Below are 19,061 nucleotides of genomic sequence, written 5' to 3'. Positions count from 1 at the left end.
CCCTCTTTTTTCGTGGGCGCTGTCAGGTGCAGAAACGCTGCCAGAGGAGAACGCTCCAGGTCAGCCCGGCGTAGGCCAGCGCCAGCATCACCGCCGCCGAGCCGATGTCCTTGGCCCGGCCGGACAGCTCGTGGTACTCGGTGCCGATGCGGTCCACCACGTTTTCCACGGCACTGTTCAAAAGCTCTGCCACCAGCACCAGCGCGCAGCTGCCAATCAGCAGCAGCACCTGAACTGCGCTCTGGCCCAGCCACACGGCCAGGGGCACGAGCACTGCGCTCAGCGCCACTTCCTGGCGAAACGCCGCCTCGTGGCGAAACGCTGCGATCAGCCCGTTGAGCGAGTAGCGCGTGGAATGCAAAAGGTGCGCCAGCCCTGTGCGTTGCGGTTTCATCGTGCGCTCCTCAGTGGGTGGCGAAAAGGCCCGCTCAGCGGTCAGCGATCATCTCGGCAAGATCCCCGGACAGCGGCTCAAGCACTTTGCTCCAGTTCAGATACGGTGTCGAGCGATCGCCGTTGACCAGCACGCTGAACACCCCCCAGCGCCCGCTTTGGGTGCGAAAATAGCCCGCCACGGCACGTACCGCGCGGGGTTCGTTGAGCGTGCCGGTTTTAAGCATGACGTTGCGTTGAAAACGCTCAGGCCCGCGGCGGATAAAGCGCATCACGCCGTTTTCCGGCGACTGCAGCGCTGCCACAAAGCTGGGGAACAGCGCACTTTGATGATACATCGACTCAAGCATGACGTTGATGCCGTGAGCCGTGGCGCGGTTTTCGGGGGTCAAGCCGCTGCCGCTTGCCAGCCGCACCTCGCCGTGGCCGGGCAGGCTGGCGGCGTAGGCCTCAAGCGCGGCGCCGGCGTCGGCCAGCTCAGCGCCGGGGGTTTCCACCAGGTTCAGCGCCAGCACATCGGCCATGTAGTTGTTGGAATAGTTCAGCGTGCGCAGTAAAAGCTCCTGGAGCGGCTTGCCGTCCACCGCGGCAAGGGTTTCGGCGGCCTCGGGCGGCTTGGCCGTGGTGACCCGCGGCGGGCCGGAAAGGGGAATGCCAAAGCGCCCCAGCATCGCCAGCAGGGTATCTGCGGTTTGCGCCGCGCCGTCGCTGGCGCCGCGATACACGTCCCGCGGCCAGGCGTCCGCGGCGATCTGGCCGCGCACGCGTACCACGTCGCCGTGCTTGCCGGTCACCCGTTCGGCGCTGATTCGCGTGGCGCTGCCGTCGGCCCGGGTCGTCAGGCGGTTGTCCACCTCGGTCAGCGCCTGGGGGCCGTCACAGTGGGTAATGTGCGCCGGCTCGCCCGGTGCCTCGGCCGGGGCGACGTTGACGCACCAGCTGCCAAAGTTGACCCCGGCGGACGACAGCGGTGCGCTGTAGGCGTTGTCTACCCGCGTTCTGGCCTCGCAGCGGTCGGTGGTCACACACGCCACCGGGCCGAAGCGCCACTGGCTGATCACCAGCTCGCCGTTGATGCGCCGCACCCCGGCCTGATGCAGGCGCTGAACCAGCCGCCAGAGGTTTTCGCTGGTCAGCCCCGGATCGCCGCCGCCTTCCAGCCATACATCGCCGTTAAGCACGCCGCTTTCAGAGTCCACATCGCCTTCACTTTTCAGCCGGGTGGTAAAGCGGTACTGGGGCCCAAAGCGGTTGAGCGCCGCCGCCGCCATGTAGACCTTGGTTACCGAGGCCGGCGTCAGCGCTCGGTCCGGCGTAATGCTGCCCAGGGTTTCTTCCGCACCGTCCAACAGCCGGGCCTCGGCGCTGATGGCAAAGCCGTCGTCGGCAAGCGCGCTTAGCCGGGTGAAATCCGCCCGGGCAACACCTGCGCTACACGCCAGCACAAAAGCACCTGCCAGCAAAAGCAGCCGCCCCGGGCTTGTCGCGCGGCTCAATACGGCATGTCTCATGGCACTTTCCCTATTTTGGTGGATTAATGAACGCTGATTCGCGAAAACACCTGCAGCACCACCACCCCGGCCACAATCAGCGAAATGCCCACAACCGCGGGCACGTCCGGGCGCTCGCCGAAGGCCACCACGCCCACCAGGGTCACCAGCACAATGCCCAGCCCCGCCCAGATAGCATAGGCCACGCCTACCGGCAGCGTACGCAGCACCAGGCTGAGCAGATAAAACGCCAGGCCATAGCCGAGCACTACTACCGCGCTGGGCACCGGCCGGGTAAAGCCGGCGGAGGCTTTCAGCGCGCTGGTGGCGACCACTTCGGCCACGATGGCTAAAATCAGGTAAATAAATGCCATTGTCGCTCCAGTTCGACCGTTAGCTGCCAGAGCGGCTGGCCGCCCTCGGCGTATTTGGCCTCAAACGGGGTCAGGTAGTCGTTTGCCCCCGCCGGCGTATAGGCGGCGAGTGCCGCCCGGCGGCCGGTGGCCTGCGCCACGGCCAGGGCAAACTCTTCGACGTACAAGCGCCAGTTGCTGCGCAGCTCCAGGTGCCCGCCCAGGCCAAGAATCCACGGCAGGACCGGGTGGCCGTGCCAGCGCATTTTCAGCTGCGAGGCCTTGGGGTACGGATTGGGATACAGCAGATAGTGGCGCACCGGCGCCCAGCCGGCCTGCCAGGCCAGCCGCCAGAAATCTACCAGATCAGCGCGCACCAGCAAGGCGTTGTCTGCCAGCGGGCCATGATCCCGGCGCAGGCGGTTTGCGCTGCGGTCCACGCCGATCACCGCGCAGTCGGGAAACGCAGCCGCCAGCCGCCGGGTCGAAAGCCCTACCCCGCAGCCGGCGTCAAGTATCAGCGGTTTTTGCTGCTCGGCACGCCAGGCATCGGCCCGGGCAAAGGCCGTGCGGGTGTGCTCGGCCACCGGCTTTTGCAGCGGCGTGGCAAGCGCTCGCGCCACGCGGCGCGCCAGATCCTGATGCGGGCCGGTCTGGCGGGAGGTCACAATCCGGCAGGACGGATGCGGCGTTGAAAATGACAGTGACGGCGGCTGCATGGCAGATTCCGGGTAAAAGACGTGATTCTATCAGCCTTGAGCGCTTGCGGCATGACGCCGTTGCCCGGCCGGTGCTATGATCACGCCCAGCAAAATTTCCGTTTTCGGCGCTCGCCCGCGCACGGCGCGCCACCCGTTTTCCATTACCGCACCACGAGGAACCCGGCTTGTCACATTTACCGGTGATCGTCGGCATGGGCGGCATCAATCCCGCCGGCAGAACGTCGGGCCATCAGGCCTTTCGCCGCACCGTGCTTGATGCGCTACCCGCCGACCAGCAACGCCAAACCGTTCAGGGCCTGGCCGCCCTGATGCGCCTTGTCGCGCCCGGCGATACGCCAGATGCCGAATCGCTGCGTGCCGCCGTGCTCAACCATACCCTCGTGCGCCGCAACGAATCCGCCGCCTTTAGTGCCCCGGGCCTGCCGGCCAACCGCCAGGCCACCCTCGCGCTTGACGCGCCGCTTGCGTTTACCCTGCGCCGCCGCCAGCTGCCCGATCACCTGCCGGCGCACTGGGAAGTGCGCGAGCGGGACGCCAAGACCGTGACGGTGCACGTGCCCGAAGGCGACTTCAACGCGCTTTTGCCCGACGCCCAAACGCCCAGGGTAAAAGCCGCCGGCCAGCTGCCGCGAGGCTTTGAGCCGGCCGCACTCTACCGCAGCGTACACCACCCGCGCGGGCTTTCCATGGCGATTTTCGGCGCCAGCGACTGCCTGAAGGCAAGCGGCCTTGACTGGGAGCACCTGCGCGACCGGCTCGATCCGGACCAGATCGCGGTGTATGCCGGCAACTCCATCGGCCAGCTCGACGACCAGGGCTGGGGCGGGCTTTTGAAAAGCCTGGTCACCGGCCAGCGCGCCACCTCCAAGCAGATGCCGCTGGGCTACGGCCAGATGCCCGCCGACTTTATCAACGCCTACGTGCTGGGCAGCGTCGGCGGCACCGGGGCAGCGCTTGGCGCCTGCGCCAGCTTTTTGTACAACCTGCGCCTGGGGATTGACGATATTCGCGCCGGCCGCCGCCGGGTGGTCATGGTGGGCACCGCCGACGCCCCCATTACCCCCGAGATCGTCGAGGGCTTTCGCACCATGGGAGCGCTGGCCGACGATGCCGGGCTCAAGGCGCTGGACGCGCTGACGCTGCTCACCGACGCCGACTACCAGCGCGCCTGCCGGCCGTTCGCCCGCAACTGCGGTTTCACCATCGCGGAATCCAGCCAGTTCGTGATGCTCATGGACGACGCCCTGGCGCTTGAAGAAGGCGCCGAGATTCTCGGCGCGGTGCCGGACGTGTTCGTCAACGCCGACGGCTTCAAGCGCTCGATCTCCGCCCCCGGCATCGGCAACTACGTGACCCTGGGCAAGGCGGCCGCGCTGGTGCGCGACATGCTCGGCGAAACCGCGCTCAAAGAGCGCAGCTTTCTTCACGCCCACGGCACCGGCACGCCGAAAAACCGCACCACCGAATCCCACGTGTTCGACGAAATCGCCCGGGCCCACGGCATTAGCGCCTGGCCGGTGGCAGCCATCAAGGCGTTTGTCGGCCATTCCCAGGGCTCGGCTGCCGGTGACCAGCTGGCCAGCGCCCTGGGCAGCTTTGCCCACGGTATGCTGCCCGGCATCCCCACCCTTGACGCCGTCGCCGACGACGTCTACAGCGAGCGGCTGCGCTTTTCCCGCACGCCCATAGCCTTTGACGCCGACGCCGGCTTTCTCAACGCCAAGGGCTTTGGCGGCAACAACGCCACCGGCGTGGTGCTTTCCCCCCGGGTGACCGAAAAGCTGCTGGAAAAACGCCACGGTGCGGCCGCTGTCAGCGCCTGGCGGGCGCGCCGGGAAGGCGTGCGCGACGCCGCCGCGGCCTACCTTGAGCAGGCCGACCAGGGCCACTACCAGCCGCGCTATCAGTTCGGTGAAGCGGTACTGGAAGGCCCGGAGCTTGCCATCCATGCCGATCGCATCGAGATCCCCGGCTATGCCCGGCCGGTATCGCTGCGCCCGGCCAACCCTTTCGGCCGGCTTGACGACGACGCGGACAGCGAGGAGGCGTGATGACCACCGCGGTATACCCCGGCACGTTCGACCCGATCACCCACGGCCACTTCGACATCATCGAACGCGGCGCACGCCTGTTCGACCGCGTCGTGGTCGCCGTGGCCGCAAGCTCCGGCAAAGACCCGGCGTTCAAGCTCGACACCCGCATCGCGCTGGTTCAACACGCCTGCGCCTCGCTTGCCAACGTCTCGGTGATCGGCTTTTCCGGCCTGCTCACCCAGATGATGCATGAACAAAACGCCACGGTGATCCTGCGCGGGCTGCGCGCCGTTTCCGATTTCGAATACGAGCTGCAGCTGGCCAACATGAACCGCGCCCAGAACCCGGAGCTTGAAAGCGTGTTTCTCACCCCGGCGGTAGAAAACTCCTACATCTCTTCGACCATCGTGCGCGAAATTGCACGCCTCGGCGGCGATATTTCGCCGCTGGTGCATCCCCGGGTTGCCCAGGCGCTGAAGACGCGCTATCACGGCTGATCTTTGTTCGCCCTGCGCCTGCGAGGTTTTTCATGGCCCTGCTTATTACCGACGACTGCATCAGCTGCGACATCTGTGAACCCGAGTGCCCCAACGAGGCGATCACCTACGGCGAAGAGATCTATCACATCGACCCGGCCCGCTGCACCGAGTGCGTGGGCCACTACGACACGCCCCGCTGCCGGCGAGTTTGCCCGGTGGACTGCATTCCCGACGACCCCGCCCGGCCGGAAACCCGCGAACAGCTGATGGCCAAGTACCGCGCGCTGACCCACTGAAGGACGCCCTGTGCCCGCAACGCCTCCCACCCGCCGGCGCATCTGGGCGCTGGCGTGGCCGATCATTCTCTCCAACGTCACCGTGCCGCTTTTGGGGCTGGTGGATACCGCCGTGGTTGGCCACCTGCCGGACGCAAGCTACCTGGCCGCCGTCACGCTGGGGGCGACGCTGTTCAGCTTTTTATACTGGGGCTTTGGCTTTTTGCGCATGGGCACCACGGGGCTGACCGCCCAGGCCATCGGCCGCGAGGACAGCACGACGGTCAAAAATCTGCTGGGCCAGGCGCTGATCATGGCGGCGGTCATCGGGCTGGGGCTTGCGCTGTTTGCCTCGCCGCTGATCACCCTGGGGCTGTGGCTGCTGGACGCCAGCCCCACCGCCACGCCGCTGGCCCGCGCCTATGCCGAAATCCGCCTGCTCTCGGCCCCGGCGGTGCTGGCCAACTACGCCATTCTGGGCTGGTTTCTGGGCCAGCAGAATTCCCGCGTGACGCTGTGGATTCTGCTTTTGACCAACGTGGTCAATATCGTGTTCGATCTGTGGTTTGTGGTGGGCCTTGGGATGAACAGCAACGGCGTGGCCTGGGCCAGCGTGCTGGCCGACTATTCGGCCATCGCCTTTGGCGGCTATCTGGTGCTGCGCCAGCTGGGCCGCCTGCCGGGGCCGTTTTTACGCCGCCGCCTGCTGGCGCTTGGCGCCTACCGGGCGCTGTTCAGCGTCAACGCCAACCTTTTTATTCGCACGCTGGGGCTATTGTTTGCCATGGCGTTTTTCACCGCTCAAGGGGCGCGCCAGGGCGACACTGTGCTTGCCGCCAACGCCGTGCTGCTGCAGTTCATCATGCTGATCAGCTATGCGCTGGACGGCTTCGCCCACGCCGCGGAATCGCTGATCGGGCGCGCCTTTGGCCGCCGTGACTGGACAGACTTTGCCGCCACCGTTGGCGCCACCGCGCGACTGTCGCTGTATACCGCAACGGGCGCTGCGCTGTGCTTTGCACTGGGCGGCAACGCACTGATCGCGCTTTTGACCGGCCTGCCCGAAGTACGCGCCACCGCCGCGGACTACCTGCCGTGGATGGTCGCCATGCCGTTGATTGCGGTATGGAGCTATTTTTTCGACGGCGTATTCATCGGCACCACGGCGGTCAGAGAAATGCGCAACAGCATTTTCATCGCCTTGGCGGTGTATCTGCCGGTGTGGTGGCTCACCCGCCCGCTTGGCAACCACGGGCTGTGGCTTGCCTTTATGGCTTTTATGCTTGTGCGCTCAGCGACGCTGGCCGCCTACTATCGGCGCTACCGGCAAACCCGCTGGCATGACCGCCGTTGAGAGCACCGCGCTATACGCCGCCCCGGCATTGGCCTATGGTGAGCCTGCGGCAGGCAGCGTACCCGGCAGAGGCCTCCCGATTTGTAGCTCAACTTCAGCGAAAGGATCCCCATGACCGATAACGCGGACTCTTACTCTACGATGCACAGCGGCCAGCACGAGCTTTCCATGACCGTGCTGATGACGCCGGACATGGCCAACTTCAGCGGCAAGGTGCACGGCGGCGCCATTCTCAAGCGTCTCGATGAAGTCGCCTACGCCTGCGCCAGCCGCTACTCCGGCCACTACGTGGTCACGCTGTCGGTCGACCAGGTATTGTTTAAACAGCCGATTCACGTAGGCGAACTGGTGACGTTTCTGGCCTGCGTCAATCACGTCGGGCGCTCGTCCATGGAGGTAGGCATCAAGGTGGTGGCCGAAGACATTCGCCGCCAGCTCATTCGCCATACCAACAGCTGCTATCTGAGCATGGTCGCCGTAGACGACAACGGCAAACCGGCCCGAGTGCCGCCGCTGACCCTGGAAACGCCGCTGCAAAAGCTGCGCTTCGAGAAAGCCGCGCTGCGCAAGCAGCTGCGCAAAGAGGCCGAAAAAGCCGAAAAGGCCCAGGAGCGCGCCCAGCAGGAGCTCCCGGCCGAACGCTGATTGCAGAAAACATCCGACGCACCGACAAACGCGCTGAAAATCGCCAGAAACAGAGCGCCGGCAAGCAGGCAGACGCCGGCAGCAAGTGCTCCAGCCGGGCCCAAAAGCCCGGCTGACGCGGCGCCTAGCTGGCAGCCTCTTGCACGGCTTCGCCCCCTTCTTCCACATCCTGACCGATGCCGGCCATCGTGTTGCAACCGGCAAGCAGGCCGGCGATGAGCAGCGCGGCCGCGCTGAGGGCGAGCCCTTTGAGAACGGCGCTGGAGGTCGCATTGGCTTTCATGATCGTCTCCTTGTGTCAGGTCGTACACGTCGCAACGCACAAGGCCGTCGCCTTGGCGTACCCTCAGCGTAACAGCGTTTGCCCGCGCCATGGACAAAATCATCGGCTGTCGGACGCTAACGGGCATGACCGGCCGCGAACGGCGCCAAACAATTCGCGCAGGGCACCGGCCAGGCCTTGCGTATTATGTTCCCGATGACCCGATGATCTTAAGGAGTTGGCACAATGCACGTTTTGCTCTGCCCTGACAGTTTCAAGGACGCCCTGAGCGCCCGGGACGCCGCCGCAGCCATGGCCTGCGGCATACAGCGCGCCCTGCCCGAGGCCCGCACGCAAATCTGCCCGCTGGCCGACGGCGGCGAAGGCAGCCTTGAAGCGCTGATCATGGCCACCGGCGCCGAGCGCCGCCAGGCCACCGTGCAGGATGCGCTGGGCCGTTCGACCTGTGCTAGCTGGGGCTGGCTGGCCGATGCGCGCACGGCCTACATCGAGCTTGCCGAAGCCAGCGGCCTGCAGGCGCTTGGCCCTGCCGAGCGCGATGCGCGCATTACCACCACCTTTGGTGTGGGAGAGCTGTTTCGCGCCGCGCTGGATGCCGGCGCCGAAAAGGTCCTGCTGCTGCTCGGCGGCAGCGCCACCAACGACGCCGGCACCGGCATGCTCACCGCCCTGGGCGCCAAGCTGCTCGACGCCCACGGCCAAAAGCTGGCGCCGGGCGGCGCGGCCCTGGCCGACCTTGAAACCCTGGACCTTAGCGGCCTTGACCCGCGCCTGAAAACGCTGCAAGTAGAAGCGGCGGTGGACGTGGACAACCCGCTGCTCGGCCGCCGCGGCGCCAGCGCCGTGTTCGGCCCCCAGAAAGGCGCCTCCCCCGAGGACGTCAACGCGCTCGACGCCGCACTCGGCCACTTTGCCGATATCGCCGCCAGCGTACTCGGCAAAGACGACCGCGACATGGCCGGCGCAGGTGCGGCCGGCGGCATGGGCTTTGCCGCCCGAGCCTTCATGGGGGCCACACTAAAACCCGGCATCGACATGATCATGGAGCAGGCGGGCATGGCCGAGCGCCTGGCAACGGCGGATCTGGTGATCACCGGCGAGGGCAAACTCGACGGACAGAGCCTTTCCGGCAAGACGCCCATCGGCGTATCCCGCGCCGGCAAGGCGGCCGGTAAACCCGTGGTGGTGCTCGCCGGCGCGCTCGGCGACGGCTGGCAGGCCTGCTACGACGAAGGCGTAACCGCCGCGTTTGCCCTGGCCGACGGCCCCCTTGCCCTGGAAAACGCCGTGGCTCGCACCGCCGAGCTGCTTGCCGACCGCTGCGAAAGCATTGCCCGGCTGTGGCACGGCGCGGCCAAAACGGCTGAGACAACAGCACCGCCCTTGAAATCACGCGGCACCGACGGCATGTAAACAGGAAGGCGCCCGTGCGGCCTTGCCAAAACGGGCGCAGCGCTTTACAAATGCGATACGACTTATATAGTACGTAAAAGCCCGCTAACGCCGACGGATGCCAACGCGCAACGCGGCTTATCCAAGGAGGCAGCATGACCGATATCAACAGCATTGGCCTACAAAAGACCAGCGCCGAGCAGCTGGCCGAAAAGCTCAACGAACTGCTCGCCAACTATCAGATTTTCTACATGAACGTGCGCGGCTATCACTGGAACGTAAAGGGCCAGGATTTCTTCCAGCTGCACGAAAAGTTCGAAGAGTTCTACGATGACCTGCTGACCAAGGTAGACGAAGTGGCTGAGCGTATTCTCACCCTTGGCTACACGCCGGTTCACGCCTACAGCGACTACGTCAAGCTGTCGCGCATCAGCGAAGACAAAAACGTAAGCGACGGCGCGGCGTGCGTGCAGGGCGTCGTCAAGGGCTTCCAGACCATTATTGAACTGCAGCGCGAAATGCTGACGCTAAGCGAAGACGCAGGCGATGAAGGCACCGCCGATCAGGCCGGCCAGTACATCCGCGAGCAGGAAAAAACCATCTGGATGCTCAACGCCTACCTCGGCCGCTAAGCACCTCGAACGAGCCTACGAAGCAAAACGGCACCCTTGGGTGCCGTTTTTTCATGCCTGCCGGATCAATCGCCCTGCTTGCGCCCCAGCGCTTCAACCAGCGCCTTGAGCAGCGCCCAGAACTCTTCGACCGAGCCGATATCCACCCGCTCATCGGGGGAATGTGCGCCAAGAATCGTCGGGCCGAAAGAAATCATGTCCAGGTGCGGATACTTGCTGCCCAGAATGCCGCACTCAAGGCCTGCGTGAATCACCTTGACCGCCGGCTCACGCCCCAGCAGCGCTTCGTGGCTTTCCATAAACGTCGCCAGCAGCGGGCTTTGCGCGTTGGGCACCCAGCCCGGGTAGCCGTGTTCAGCCTTGGCCCGGGCGCCGATCAGGCCGAACAGCGCCCGCAGGCGATCCACCAGCGCGCTGACGGCGCTGTCGTGCAGCGAGCGCACCAGCGCACACAGATGAAAGCGGCCGTTTTCCAGCTGCACAACGCCGAGGTTGTTGGAGGTTTCCACCACGCCGTCAACCGCGGCACTCATGCGTTCCACGCCGCAGGGCGCGGCATGCAGCGCTGCCACCAGCATGGCGCTGGCGTCCAGATTGAGCGCCTCGGTGGGCACTTCGCCGGCGGCGGTAGGCGTTACGCTCAGCGCAAACTCGCGGTCTGCCCGGCCCAGTTCGCCGCGCAGCGTTGCTTCCAGCGACTGCACCTTGGCGGTCACCGCATCGAGCTCGTCTGCCGGCAGCGCAATGCGCGCAAACGCCTCCCGGGGAATCGCGTTGCGCAGCGTACCGCCGTGATAGCTCACCAGCCGCGCGTCGGCGAACTCCAGCAGGCGCAGCACGCGGGCCAACAGGCGGTTGGCGTTGCCAAGCGGGCGGTGGATATCCATGCCGGAGTGGCCGCCTGCCAGGCCGGTCAGGGCGATATCCAGGCAGCGCTCGTAGGGCTGAAGCGACGTCTGCGGCAGGCGCGCGTCAACCACCGCGTCGCAGCCGCCGGCACAGCCGATGTAGGCCTCGCCGCGGGCTTCGCTGTCGAGGTTGAGCAGCAGGCTGCCTTCCAGCCAGTTTTCGGCCAGGTGGAGTGCCCCACCCATGGAGGTTTCTTCTTCCAGGGTGAACAGCGCCTCCAGCGGGCCGTGGGCCACGTCGCTGCTTTCCAGAAGCGCCAGCGCCGCGGCCACGCCCAGGCCGTTATCCGCGCCGAGCGTGGTGCCGTCAGCGCGCAGCCAGCCGTCTTGCACGCGGGTGCTGATCGGGTCTCGGGTGAAGTCGTGCGGGCACTCGGCGTTGGCCTGGGCCACCATGTCCAGATGGCCCTGCACAATCACGCCCGGGGCGTTTTCACAGCCCTGCGCGGCGGGCTTTTTGATCCGCAGATTGCCAAAGGCATCGCGGTCGTGGGCCAGGCCCAAATCGTCCGCCCAGGCTTCCAGCTTGGCCACCAGCGCGGCCTCGTGGCCGGAGGGGCGCGGCGTGTTGCACAGGGTACGAAAGTGGCGCCAAACCGGCGCGGGGCTTAGCGCATCAAGATGTTCGTTCATGAAAATGGATCTCTACGTAGGTGCAAATACTGTACTCCCCCACGCCTGACGGCGAAAGAGTCCCGGCTGGGGGCATCTGAGTGCCCAAGCGCAAGCCCATGGAACCTGTCGATTCTTACACGACACGCTCGGCCAGCAGCGCCGCCGCGCGGCGCAGCTCGCTTACGTGGCGCTTGTGGCTGTCGGCCAGGGGCCGGTTTTGATACGCCCAGCCGGCCAGCGCGGCGCAGGCCTCCCGGGCATGGGCGTCCAGCGACGGTTGGGCGGCGCTGCGCGCCAGCGTTTGAAGCGCATCCCGTGCCAGCCGCGGGTCGCGTCTGGCCTTTGCCACGTCGGCAATATCGCAGCGCTGCTCGGCAGTCAGCGCCACGGGCGCAAGGCTCGCCAGCAAAGGCACCAGCACGCCGGCAGAAAGCCCGCCGAGCTCAAAGGCCAGAAGCCCGGGAAGCTCTCGGGCCAGGCGCCGGTTGAGCGAGCCGATGACGGCTTCGCCGCGCGGGGTCAGCGCCCGGGCGACCATCAGCGCATGCTCGCCGGTGGCGGTGTCTTTGGCAATGCCTAAGCGTAGCGGCGTAAAGCCTGCCGCCTGCCAAAACGCCACCAGCTCGGCGTCCGCGCCGAAGGTGGCACCCACAAGATCCGCCCGGCTCTTGCGCGCTGCCTGCTCGGCTGCATTCAGCAGCTCAAGGCCTGCGCCCCGGCGGCGGCAGTGCGGGTGCACGGCCACCCGGGTGATGCGCTGCCAGCGGGCGGTGAGGGCGGCACGGCTGCCGGCATGGGCGGCCAGCGACTGGGCCAGCAGATGCCCCTGGGGGCGGCGCACGCCCTGTGCCACCTGCTCGGCAAGCTCGGCGTCAAAGCCGCCTTCTTCGCGCAGTACCACCACGCCGGCCGGCGTTCGCTCCTCCCCCAGCACGCCGATGCGGGTGGCAGGGCCGTCGAGCAGCTGGCGCACGTCGTCCGGCGCGGTGCGGTAGTGGGACTGCACCAGCAGGCCAAAAAGCGCCTCCAGCGCGGCTTCGCTGCGGGCCAGCACCCGGCGCTTGAGCCAGCGCACCTTTGGCTTGCCCGCGCCGGGCGTATCGGTGACGCCCGCTTTTAACAGCAGCAGCCGGTTGAGCGTGGCTTCCAGCGGATCGTTTGGGGCAAAGCGCACCGGCGTTGCCAGCGTCAGCGCCTGCCAGCCGGGGGTTTGGCGATCAAGCCGCGCGCGAAAGCGCAGGGCAAAGCCGCGCCCGGAGCCTTCGTAGCCGTGCACCGTGGTAGCAAAGGCAATGCGCGGAAAGGCAGTGAGCCACTCGCCCAACAGCGCCGGGGGAATCGCGGCGGCCTCGTCTACCACCAGATAGCTGCCGTCGCCGCCCAGTGTTCCCGCCTGTACCGCCGCGCTCAGCGCGTCCGGGGCGATAAACTCAAGCACCCCGCCGCTTTCCAGCGTCAGCCGCGCGGGGCTTTCACGGCTCGCGCCCGCTTCGCCGGCGGCGTGGGCAAACAGCGCCGCGGCGGCGTCCGGGCGCGGGGCGGTCACAACGATACGCGCCACGCCGCGCTTAAGCCATCGGGCGCAGGCGATGCCCAGTGCCGCACTTTTGCCCCGGCCGCGGTCAGCGGTGATCACCAGCGGCCGGCGGCGCTTGAGGCGTTCAAGCCTGGCCACCGCCCGGGCCTGATCGTCGGTTATACAGGCGGCATCCTGCGGCATTCGGCTGCGCGCCGCCGTACGGGCCAGCGCCGGCACGCTGGGCACAGCGCCATCGGCCGGCCAGCTCAACACGCCGGCATCGTCGGCCAGAAGGCGTGCCAGCCGGGCGAGATAGTGCGCGCTGAGGTCCTGCCAGGCATACGGATAGTCGGCGATGCGGCGATAGTCGGCGTCCGGCGCGCGGCCGAAGCCTTCCGGGGTGATCAGCACCAATAGGCCGCCGGCGGTCAGCGTGCCGCCCAGCGCCCCCAGCGCGTTCGGGTCCAGCCCGGCGGCCACGTCTACCACCACCAGCTCGTGCTCCTGGCCCAGCCGCGTGCGGGCCTTGGCCGCAGGCAGCGCGGGCGGGGCATGTGTGGTGCCTTCCAGCGGCGCGCCGACCCACAGCGGGGCGTGCCAGTCTTTGGCCCGCCACAGCGCCAGCGCCCGACGGCGGCCGGCGGTTTGCCCGCCGCTTAGCCAAACAAGACAGCGGGCGCGGCGGCGGCCAAGCCGAGTGGCATGGGCAAGCAGGGCGCGCAAGCCGCGCACATCGCGCGCCGGCGAAATTGGCGGTTGCATAGCGTCTCCTTGGATAAAGCTTGCAGGCGGTGTTTTTGCCACGGCGTATTCGCGGGCATTGATGCAGGCGACGGCATGCGAATGATACTATTCGCCGCTGGGAGTTTATCGCATTGTCACCTGTTACCGTCTCGCTACCCAAGCCCAGGCGCAAAGGAGGGTTGGTTTTGTCTCATTCCGCCAGTCGCGGGCTGCACGCCCTCGCCCACCGGCTACGTGCCGGCATCAAGCCGCGGTTCAGCCTCTGGGCAGCCATTCTTTTTGCCATTGCGCTGGTGGTGGCGCTGCCGGTGATCGTGGTGTTCAGCCATGTGTTTTTCCCCGCCGGGGATGTCTGGCAGCACCTGGCCTCTACGGTGCTGCCGCGCTATTTGACCAACACCTTCTGGATGGTGCTGTTCGTCGGCGTGGGGACGCTTGTGATCGGCACCGGTACCGCCTGGCTGGTGGTGATGTGTCGCTTCCCCGGCAAGCGCGTCTTCGAGTGGGCGCTGCTGCTGCCGCTGGCGGTGCCTACCTACGTCATCGCCTACGCCTATACGGACTTTCTTCAGGTGGCGGGGCCTTTGCAAAGCCTGCTGCGCGAGCTGACCGGCTGGGCATACGGCGACTACTACTTTCCCAACGTGCGCTCGCTGGGCGGGGCGGCCGCGCTGATCACGCTGGTGCTTTACCCCTACGTCTACCTGCTGGCCCGGGCGTCGTTTCTGGAGCAGTCGGTGTGCGTGCTGGATGTCGGCCGCACCCTGGGGCGCGGGCCCTGGCACCTGTTCATGAGCGTGGCGGTGCCGCTTTCCCGCCCGGCGCTGGTGGGCGGGGTGTCGCTTGTGCTGATGGAAACCCTCAACGAGTTTGGCGCGGTGCAGTTTTTTGGCGTGGACACGTTTACCACCGGCATCTATCGCACCTGGTTTGGCCTGGGCGAGCCGGTGGCGGCGGCACAGCTGGCGGCCTGCCTGCTGACGTTTGTCGTTGTGCTGGTGCTGCTGGAGCGCTGGTCACGGGGCAAGCGGCGCTATTTTCATACCACCAGCCGCTACCAGCAGCTGCCTGAATATCGCCTGGGCGGCTGGCGCGCCGGCGCTGCCCTGGTGGCCTGCCTGCTGCCGGTGCTGGTGGGCTTTGTACTGCCCAGCGGCATTTTGCTCAACATGGCCGTTCAAGAGGGTGACTCGCTGTTCGGCGCGCGCTTTATCGGCTTTGCCGCCAACAGCCTGGGGCTTTCCGTGGGGGCGGCGGTGCTCGCCGTGGGGCTGGCACTGCTTTTAAGCTACGGCGTGCGCATTCACAACACGCCCTTTGCCCGGGTGAGCTCAAGAGTGGCGGCCATGGGCTACGCCATTCCCGGCTCGGTGGTGGCCGTGGGCATTCTGATTCCTTTTGCCTGGCTGGATAACGCCCTCAACGTCTGGTTCAACGAACACTACGGCCGCATCATCGGGCTGGTCTTCAGCGGCTCGGCGTTTATCCTGCTTTACGCCTATGTGGCGCGCTTTCTCGCCGTGTCGTTCAACGCCGTGGAGGCAAGTCTTGGCAAGGTAACGCCAAGCATGGACGCCGCCGCGCGTACGCTCGGCCAGACCGCCGGCGGCACCCTGCGGCGCATTCACACGCCGATGATGCGCTCAAGCCTTTTGGCCGCGGGCATTCTGGTGTTCGTCGACGCCATGAAAGAGCTGCCCGCCACCATCATTTTGCGCCCGTTCAACTTCGATACGCTGGCGGTGCGGGCGCACAATCTGGCAGCGGATGAGCGTCTGGCCGAGGCCTCCACGGCCTCGCTTGCGATTGTGGTGGTGGGGATTATTCCGGTGATTTTCCTGAGCCTGGCGATGCGCCGCTCACGCCCCGGCAGCGCCTCCCGGCGCGGCGAAGACGAAGACCTGGGATAAATCCAGGTGGATATCCACCGTCTGCCCCTCGGCGGGCAGAAACACGCCCGGCACCCGGGCGTGCAGGTGGGCCTCGTCGCCCTCGGGGCCGTGGGCGCACAGGTGGATCAGGCTGGAGCGGCCCAAAAGCTTGGCCATGACCACATGGCTGTGGGCGTGGGCCAGGCCGCACTCATCGAGCTCGCTTACGCGCAGCGCTTCCGGGCGCACCATCACGATCGCGTCGCTGCCTTCGGGCAGCCAGCCCGCTTCCACGGTGCCCACCGGCGTTTTTACCTCGCCGTTTTCCACCACGCCGTAAAGCTCGTTGACCTCGCCGAAAAACGTCACCACAAACGGATCGCACGGCGCGCAGTAAAGCTCGCGCGGGGTGCCGGTCTGGACGATGGCGCCGTCGCGCATCAGGGCAATGCGGTCGGCCATGAACATGGCTTCTTCGGGGTCGTGGGTGACCAGCAGCGTGGCCGCGCCGACGTTTTTCAGCACGTGCAGGGTGTCGTCGCGGATGCGGTCGCGCAGGCGCGCGTCCAGGCTGGAAAACGGCTCGTCGAGCAGCATCAGCCGCGGCTCCGGGGCCAGCGCCCGGGCCAGGGCCACGCGCTGCTGCTGGCCGCCGGAAAGCATGTGCGGGTAGGTCTCGGCGTAGTCGGCCATGCCCAGCTGCTCCAGACGCTCAAGCGCGCACGCCCGGCGCCGGGGCACGGGCAGCGGCTTTAGGCCGAACATGACGTTTTCCAGCACCGAGAGGTGCGGAAACAGCGCTGAATCCTGAAACGCCAGGCCCACGCTGCGCTTTTCCGGCGGTACGTGGCGGCGCTCGGGGGCGGCAACGGTCTCTCCTTCCAGCCCCACGCGCCCTTCCTGCAGCACTTCCAGGCCGGCCGCGATGCGCAGAAGCGTCGTCTTGCCGCAGCCCGACGGCCCCAGCAGGCAGACCACCTCGCCGGGCTCGACGCTTAGGTTCACCCCCTTGACCACCGGATGGCGGCCGAAGTGATGGTGCACGTCGCTCAGTGAAAGCGCCGCGACCGGGGCGGCAGTCTCGGTGGTGTGCCGGGTTGCCGTGGGCGTTGTCATGGTTGCCATCATCGTATCCCACCGTGGTTGGTGCAGCGGATACCCGCTCCGCTGCTAAAATAACTGAAAGCCATTCGCATTCTATTTTGTCCCGCCGCGCAATGCATCCGTTGTCTTGCCGGTAAACCGATGCCGATTGCCGCACCGGGCATGCGAAACACTTGACGCCGCCTTGGCGAAGCGCTTACATTGCCCTGTATTACTAATGCTAGTTATTATCATTCAGCTCAACAAGGATGCTCGACGATGAAATCCGCACGCATTGCCGTTTCCCTGGCGGCCGCTGTCGCCGGCAGCGCCTTCGCCACCCAGGCCCTGGCCGATGAAGTCAACGTCTACTCAGCCCGCCATTACGACTCCGACGACCGCCTGTACCAGGCGTTCACCGACGAGACCGGCATTGACGTCAACGTGCTGGAAGGCGACTCCGACCAGCTCATCGAGCGCATTCAGCGCGAAGGCGTCGCCAGCCCGGCCGATGTGATGATCACCGTGGACGCCGGCCGGCTGTGGCGCGCCGAGGAAGAAGGCATCTTCCAGAACGTGGCGTCCGAGGTGCTCAACGAGCGCCTGCCGGCATCCATGCGCCACCCGGACGGCCAGTGGTTCGGCTTTAGCCAGCGCGCCCGGGCGATTTTCTACAACCGTGAAGACATCGACCCAAGCGAGATCGAAAGCTACGCAGACCTGGCCGACGACAGGTTCAAAGGCGAGGTCTGCATCCGCTCGTCCAACAACATCTATAACCAGTCGCTGCTTGCTTCCATGGTCGCCGAGCACGGCGAAGACGGCGCTGAACAGTGGGCCCAGGGCGTGGTCGACAACATGGCCCGCGACCCTGAAGGCGGCGACACCGACCAGATCCGCGGCGTGGCCAGCGGCGAGTGCGACCTGGCCGTGGCCAACCACTACTACTACGTGCGCCTTTTGAAGTCCGACGACGACGCCGACCGCGAAGCGGCACGTAAAGTGGGCATCATCTTCCCCAACCAAAACGGCCGCGGCACCCACGTTAACGTTGGCGGCGCCGGCGTAGTCAACAACGCCCCGAACCGCGACAACGCCGTGCGTTTCCTTGAGTTTTTGGCATCGGACAAAGCGCAGAAAATCTTCGCCACCGGCAACAACGAGTTTCCGGCGGTGAAAGGCATTCACAAAGACCCGGTGCTGGAATCCTGGGGCAACTTCAAAAAAGACGACATCAACGTCAGCGTGCTGGGCGAGAACAACCCCAAGGCCGTGCGCATTTTTGACCGCGTCGGCTGGCGTTAAGCCCGCGCGCTAACCGCGCCGCGCACGCCTGATAGCAAAAGCCCGCCTGAGAAGGCGGGCTTTTTTTGTGTTTGGGTGGGGCTTCCGCTCAGATTTGTCTTAGATAAGAAAACTCCTTGAAAACTTAGCAGTCTAACTTCTATCAGATTTTTTCATTAAAAATATATAAATTTTAACTATTTTAAATTTTATAAGTATATGTCAAAATTAGCATAAAACAATAAACTATAAAAATAGATAAAAGGTACTATTAATGCAAGCACAACCATCAGATAAATTCTGATTTTATTACATCACTATCTTCTGCCAAAAAATTTCATGACGTCAGCCTAGAATTAATTAGAGAATACACCGCTACTGGAAAAATATGTCCGACCGATATTTTTTCATCCGCTACAAACCTTGGTCTTTCTATAGAGCTTTACTTGAAAACAATTTTAATAATGGAGGGCCACAAAAATATTCACGGGCATAACTTGGATAATCTATACGAGAAAGTAAGCCTCAAAACACAGAAAGAAATTGAGAAAAAATATATCTCTTTAGGTGGCAACGAAAAACAAGATTGCCTTTATTTAAAAGCAAGGTTAAGTAACTCAAGCGCTACAGAAGAAAAAAAACTGCCAGTAAGGGGAGTAAAGATATCACAAGTCATGAAAAATAACAGAGATATATTTATTACTTTTAGATATATGTTCGAAAGAGGAAGAACGAACAAATGGGAAGGATTTTATTTTGAATTTGGAAATCTCAATATTATTGCAACGTCTATAGACATAATTGCGCGAGGCGCTTTAAATGAAGAACAAAGAACTTTAGCTGGTCGGCTATAAAACTGAAACCGAATAAACATAGATAAAATGTAACTATTCAGGTGGCGTCGGGTGAGACTCGCCAACCCGCTGTTCCTTCAGGCATAGTACCGTCATTCGACTCCCCCACCCAGCAGGCAACATGACCATCAG

18 protein-coding genes are annotated in these 19,061 nt (G+C 64.8%); 10 read left to right on the top strand and 8 right to left on the bottom strand.

What is annotated here, in order from left to right:
* Positions 1 to 22: 22 nt before the first annotated feature.
* The 4 genes from ABD654_RS08800 to trmB are packed head-to-tail and all read right to left on the bottom strand — an operon-like array spanning position 23 to position 2,955.
* Positions 23 to 394, bottom strand: coding sequence for a diacylglycerol kinase (locus ABD654_RS08800; RefSeq protein WP_344704341.1), 372 nt, complete (start codon positions 392 to 394; stop codon positions 23 to 25).
* 34 nt (positions 395 to 428) lie between these two features.
* Positions 429 to 1,904 carry a D-alanyl-D-alanine carboxypeptidase/D-alanyl-D-alanine endopeptidase gene (dacB, locus tag ABD654_RS08795; RefSeq protein ID WP_344704339.1) on the bottom strand — a complete coding sequence of 492 codons (1,476 nt, stop codon included), beginning with the start codon at positions 1,902 to 1,904 and terminating at the stop codon, positions 429 to 431.
* Positions 1,905 to 1,927: 23 nt separating this feature from the next.
* A complete protein-coding gene (locus tag ABD654_RS08790) occupies positions 1,928 to 2,257 on the bottom strand; it encodes a DMT family transporter (protein ID WP_344704337.1) in 330 nt (109 codons plus the stop codon).
* Complete coding sequence (trmB, locus tag ABD654_RS08785) at positions 2,239 to 2,955, bottom strand: tRNA (guanine(46)-N(7))-methyltransferase TrmB (RefSeq protein ID WP_344704335.1); 717 nt, start codon at positions 2,953 to 2,955, stop codon at positions 2,239 to 2,241. The genes ABD654_RS08790 and trmB overlap by 19 nt, the downstream gene beginning before the upstream one ends.
* 194 nt (positions 2,956 to 3,149) lie before the next feature.
* Here trmB and ABD654_RS08780 point away from each other — a divergent pair, with 194 nt between their 5' ends.
* The 5 genes from ABD654_RS08780 (at position 3,150) to ABD654_RS08760 (ending at position 7,744) form a co-directional block, all read left to right on the top strand.
* Positions 3,150 to 5,009 carry a beta-ketoacyl synthase gene (locus tag ABD654_RS08780; protein WP_344704451.1) on the top strand — a complete coding sequence of 620 codons (1,860 nt, stop codon included), beginning with the start codon at positions 3,150 to 3,152 and terminating at the stop codon, positions 5,007 to 5,009.
* Complete coding sequence (gene coaD, locus ABD654_RS08775) at positions 5,009 to 5,488, top strand: pantetheine-phosphate adenylyltransferase (protein WP_344704333.1); 480 nt, start codon at positions 5,009 to 5,011, stop codon at positions 5,486 to 5,488. Before ABD654_RS08780 ends, coaD begins: the two co-directional genes overlap by 1 nt.
* Positions 5,489 to 5,520: 32 nt before the next feature.
* Complete coding sequence (locus ABD654_RS08770) at positions 5,521 to 5,766, top strand: YfhL family 4Fe-4S dicluster ferredoxin (RefSeq protein WP_344704331.1); 246 nt, start codon at positions 5,521 to 5,523, stop codon at positions 5,764 to 5,766.
* Positions 5,767 to 5,776: 10 nt separating this feature from the next.
* Positions 5,777 to 7,099, top strand: coding sequence for an MATE family efflux transporter (locus ABD654_RS08765; RefSeq protein ID WP_344704329.1), 1,323 nt, complete (start codon positions 5,777 to 5,779; stop codon positions 7,097 to 7,099).
* A gap of 111 nt (positions 7,100 to 7,210) precedes the next feature.
* On the top strand, positions 7,211 to 7,744 hold the full coding sequence (locus ABD654_RS08760) for an acyl-CoA thioesterase (protein WP_344704327.1): 534 nt from the start codon (positions 7,211 to 7,213) through the stop codon (positions 7,742 to 7,744).
* A 124-nt stretch (positions 7,745 to 7,868) separates the two neighbouring features.
* On the opposite strand, the gene ABD654_RS08755 is transcribed toward ABD654_RS08760, so the two are convergent.
* Positions 7,869 to 8,027 carry an entericidin A/B family lipoprotein gene (locus ABD654_RS08755; protein ID WP_344704325.1) on the bottom strand — a complete coding sequence of 53 codons (159 nt, stop codon included), beginning with the start codon at positions 8,025 to 8,027 and terminating at the stop codon, positions 7,869 to 7,871.
* Positions 8,028 to 8,252: 225 nt separating this feature from the next.
* Here ABD654_RS08755 and ABD654_RS08750 point away from each other — a divergent pair, with 225 nt between their 5' ends.
* A complete protein-coding gene (locus tag ABD654_RS08750) occupies positions 8,253 to 9,440 on the top strand; it encodes a glycerate kinase (RefSeq protein ID WP_344704323.1) in 1,188 nt (395 codons plus the stop codon).
* Between the two features lie 134 nt (positions 9,441 to 9,574).
* On the top strand, positions 9,575 to 10,051 hold the full coding sequence (locus ABD654_RS08745; protein WP_344704321.1) for a Dps family protein: 477 nt from the start codon (positions 9,575 to 9,577) through the stop codon (positions 10,049 to 10,051).
* A gap of 65 nt (positions 10,052 to 10,116) precedes the next feature.
* Here ABD654_RS08745 and pepD read toward each other — a convergent pair whose 3' ends face one another.
* Positions 10,117 to 11,592, bottom strand: a complete 1,476-nt coding sequence (gene pepD / locus ABD654_RS08740; RefSeq protein ID WP_344704319.1) for a beta-Ala-His dipeptidase — start codon at positions 11,590 to 11,592, stop codon at positions 10,117 to 10,119.
* A gap of 115 nt (positions 11,593 to 11,707) precedes the next feature.
* Positions 11,708 to 13,855: a tRNA(Met) cytidine acetyltransferase TmcA gene (locus ABD654_RS08735; protein WP_344704317.1), complete on the bottom strand. Its 2,148-nt coding sequence runs from the start codon at positions 13,853 to 13,855 to the stop codon at positions 11,708 to 11,710.
* A gap of 167 nt (positions 13,856 to 14,022) precedes the next feature.
* Between ABD654_RS08735 and ABD654_RS08730 the strand changes: the two genes are divergently transcribed.
* On the top strand, positions 14,023 to 15,747 hold the full coding sequence (locus ABD654_RS08730; RefSeq protein WP_425552751.1) for an ABC transporter permease: 1,725 nt from the start codon (positions 14,023 to 14,025) through the stop codon (positions 15,745 to 15,747).
* Here ABD654_RS08730 and ABD654_RS08725 read toward each other — a convergent pair.
* On the bottom strand, positions 15,697 to 16,833 hold the full coding sequence (locus ABD654_RS08725) for an ABC transporter ATP-binding protein (protein WP_425552750.1): 1,137 nt from the start codon (positions 16,831 to 16,833) through the stop codon (positions 15,697 to 15,699). The genes ABD654_RS08730 and ABD654_RS08725 overlap by 51 nt on opposite strands.
* Before the next feature lie 237 nt (positions 16,834 to 17,070).
* On the opposite strand from ABD654_RS08725, the gene ABD654_RS08720 reads away from it, so the two are divergent.
* Both ABD654_RS08720 and ABD654_RS08715 read left to right on the top strand, forming a co-directional pair.
* On the top strand, positions 17,071 to 18,096 hold the full coding sequence (locus ABD654_RS08720; RefSeq protein WP_344704315.1) for a Fe(3+) ABC transporter substrate-binding protein: 1,026 nt from the start codon (positions 17,071 to 17,073) through the stop codon (positions 18,094 to 18,096).
* A 425-nt stretch (positions 18,097 to 18,521) separates the two neighbouring features.
* Positions 18,522 to 18,929, top strand: a complete 408-nt coding sequence (locus ABD654_RS08715; protein WP_344704313.1) for a hypothetical protein — start codon at positions 18,522 to 18,524, stop codon at positions 18,927 to 18,929.
* The last annotated feature ends 132 nt before the right edge of the window (positions 18,930 to 19,061 follow it).

The organism is Halomonas cibimaris (genome assembly GCF_039537045.1).
GTDB classification, from domain to species: domain Bacteria; phylum Pseudomonadota; class Gammaproteobacteria; order Pseudomonadales; family Halomonadaceae; genus Vreelandella; species Vreelandella cibimaris.
Note: the sequence above shows the minus strand (reverse complement) of the source record. Positions and strands in the feature narration are given on the sequence as shown.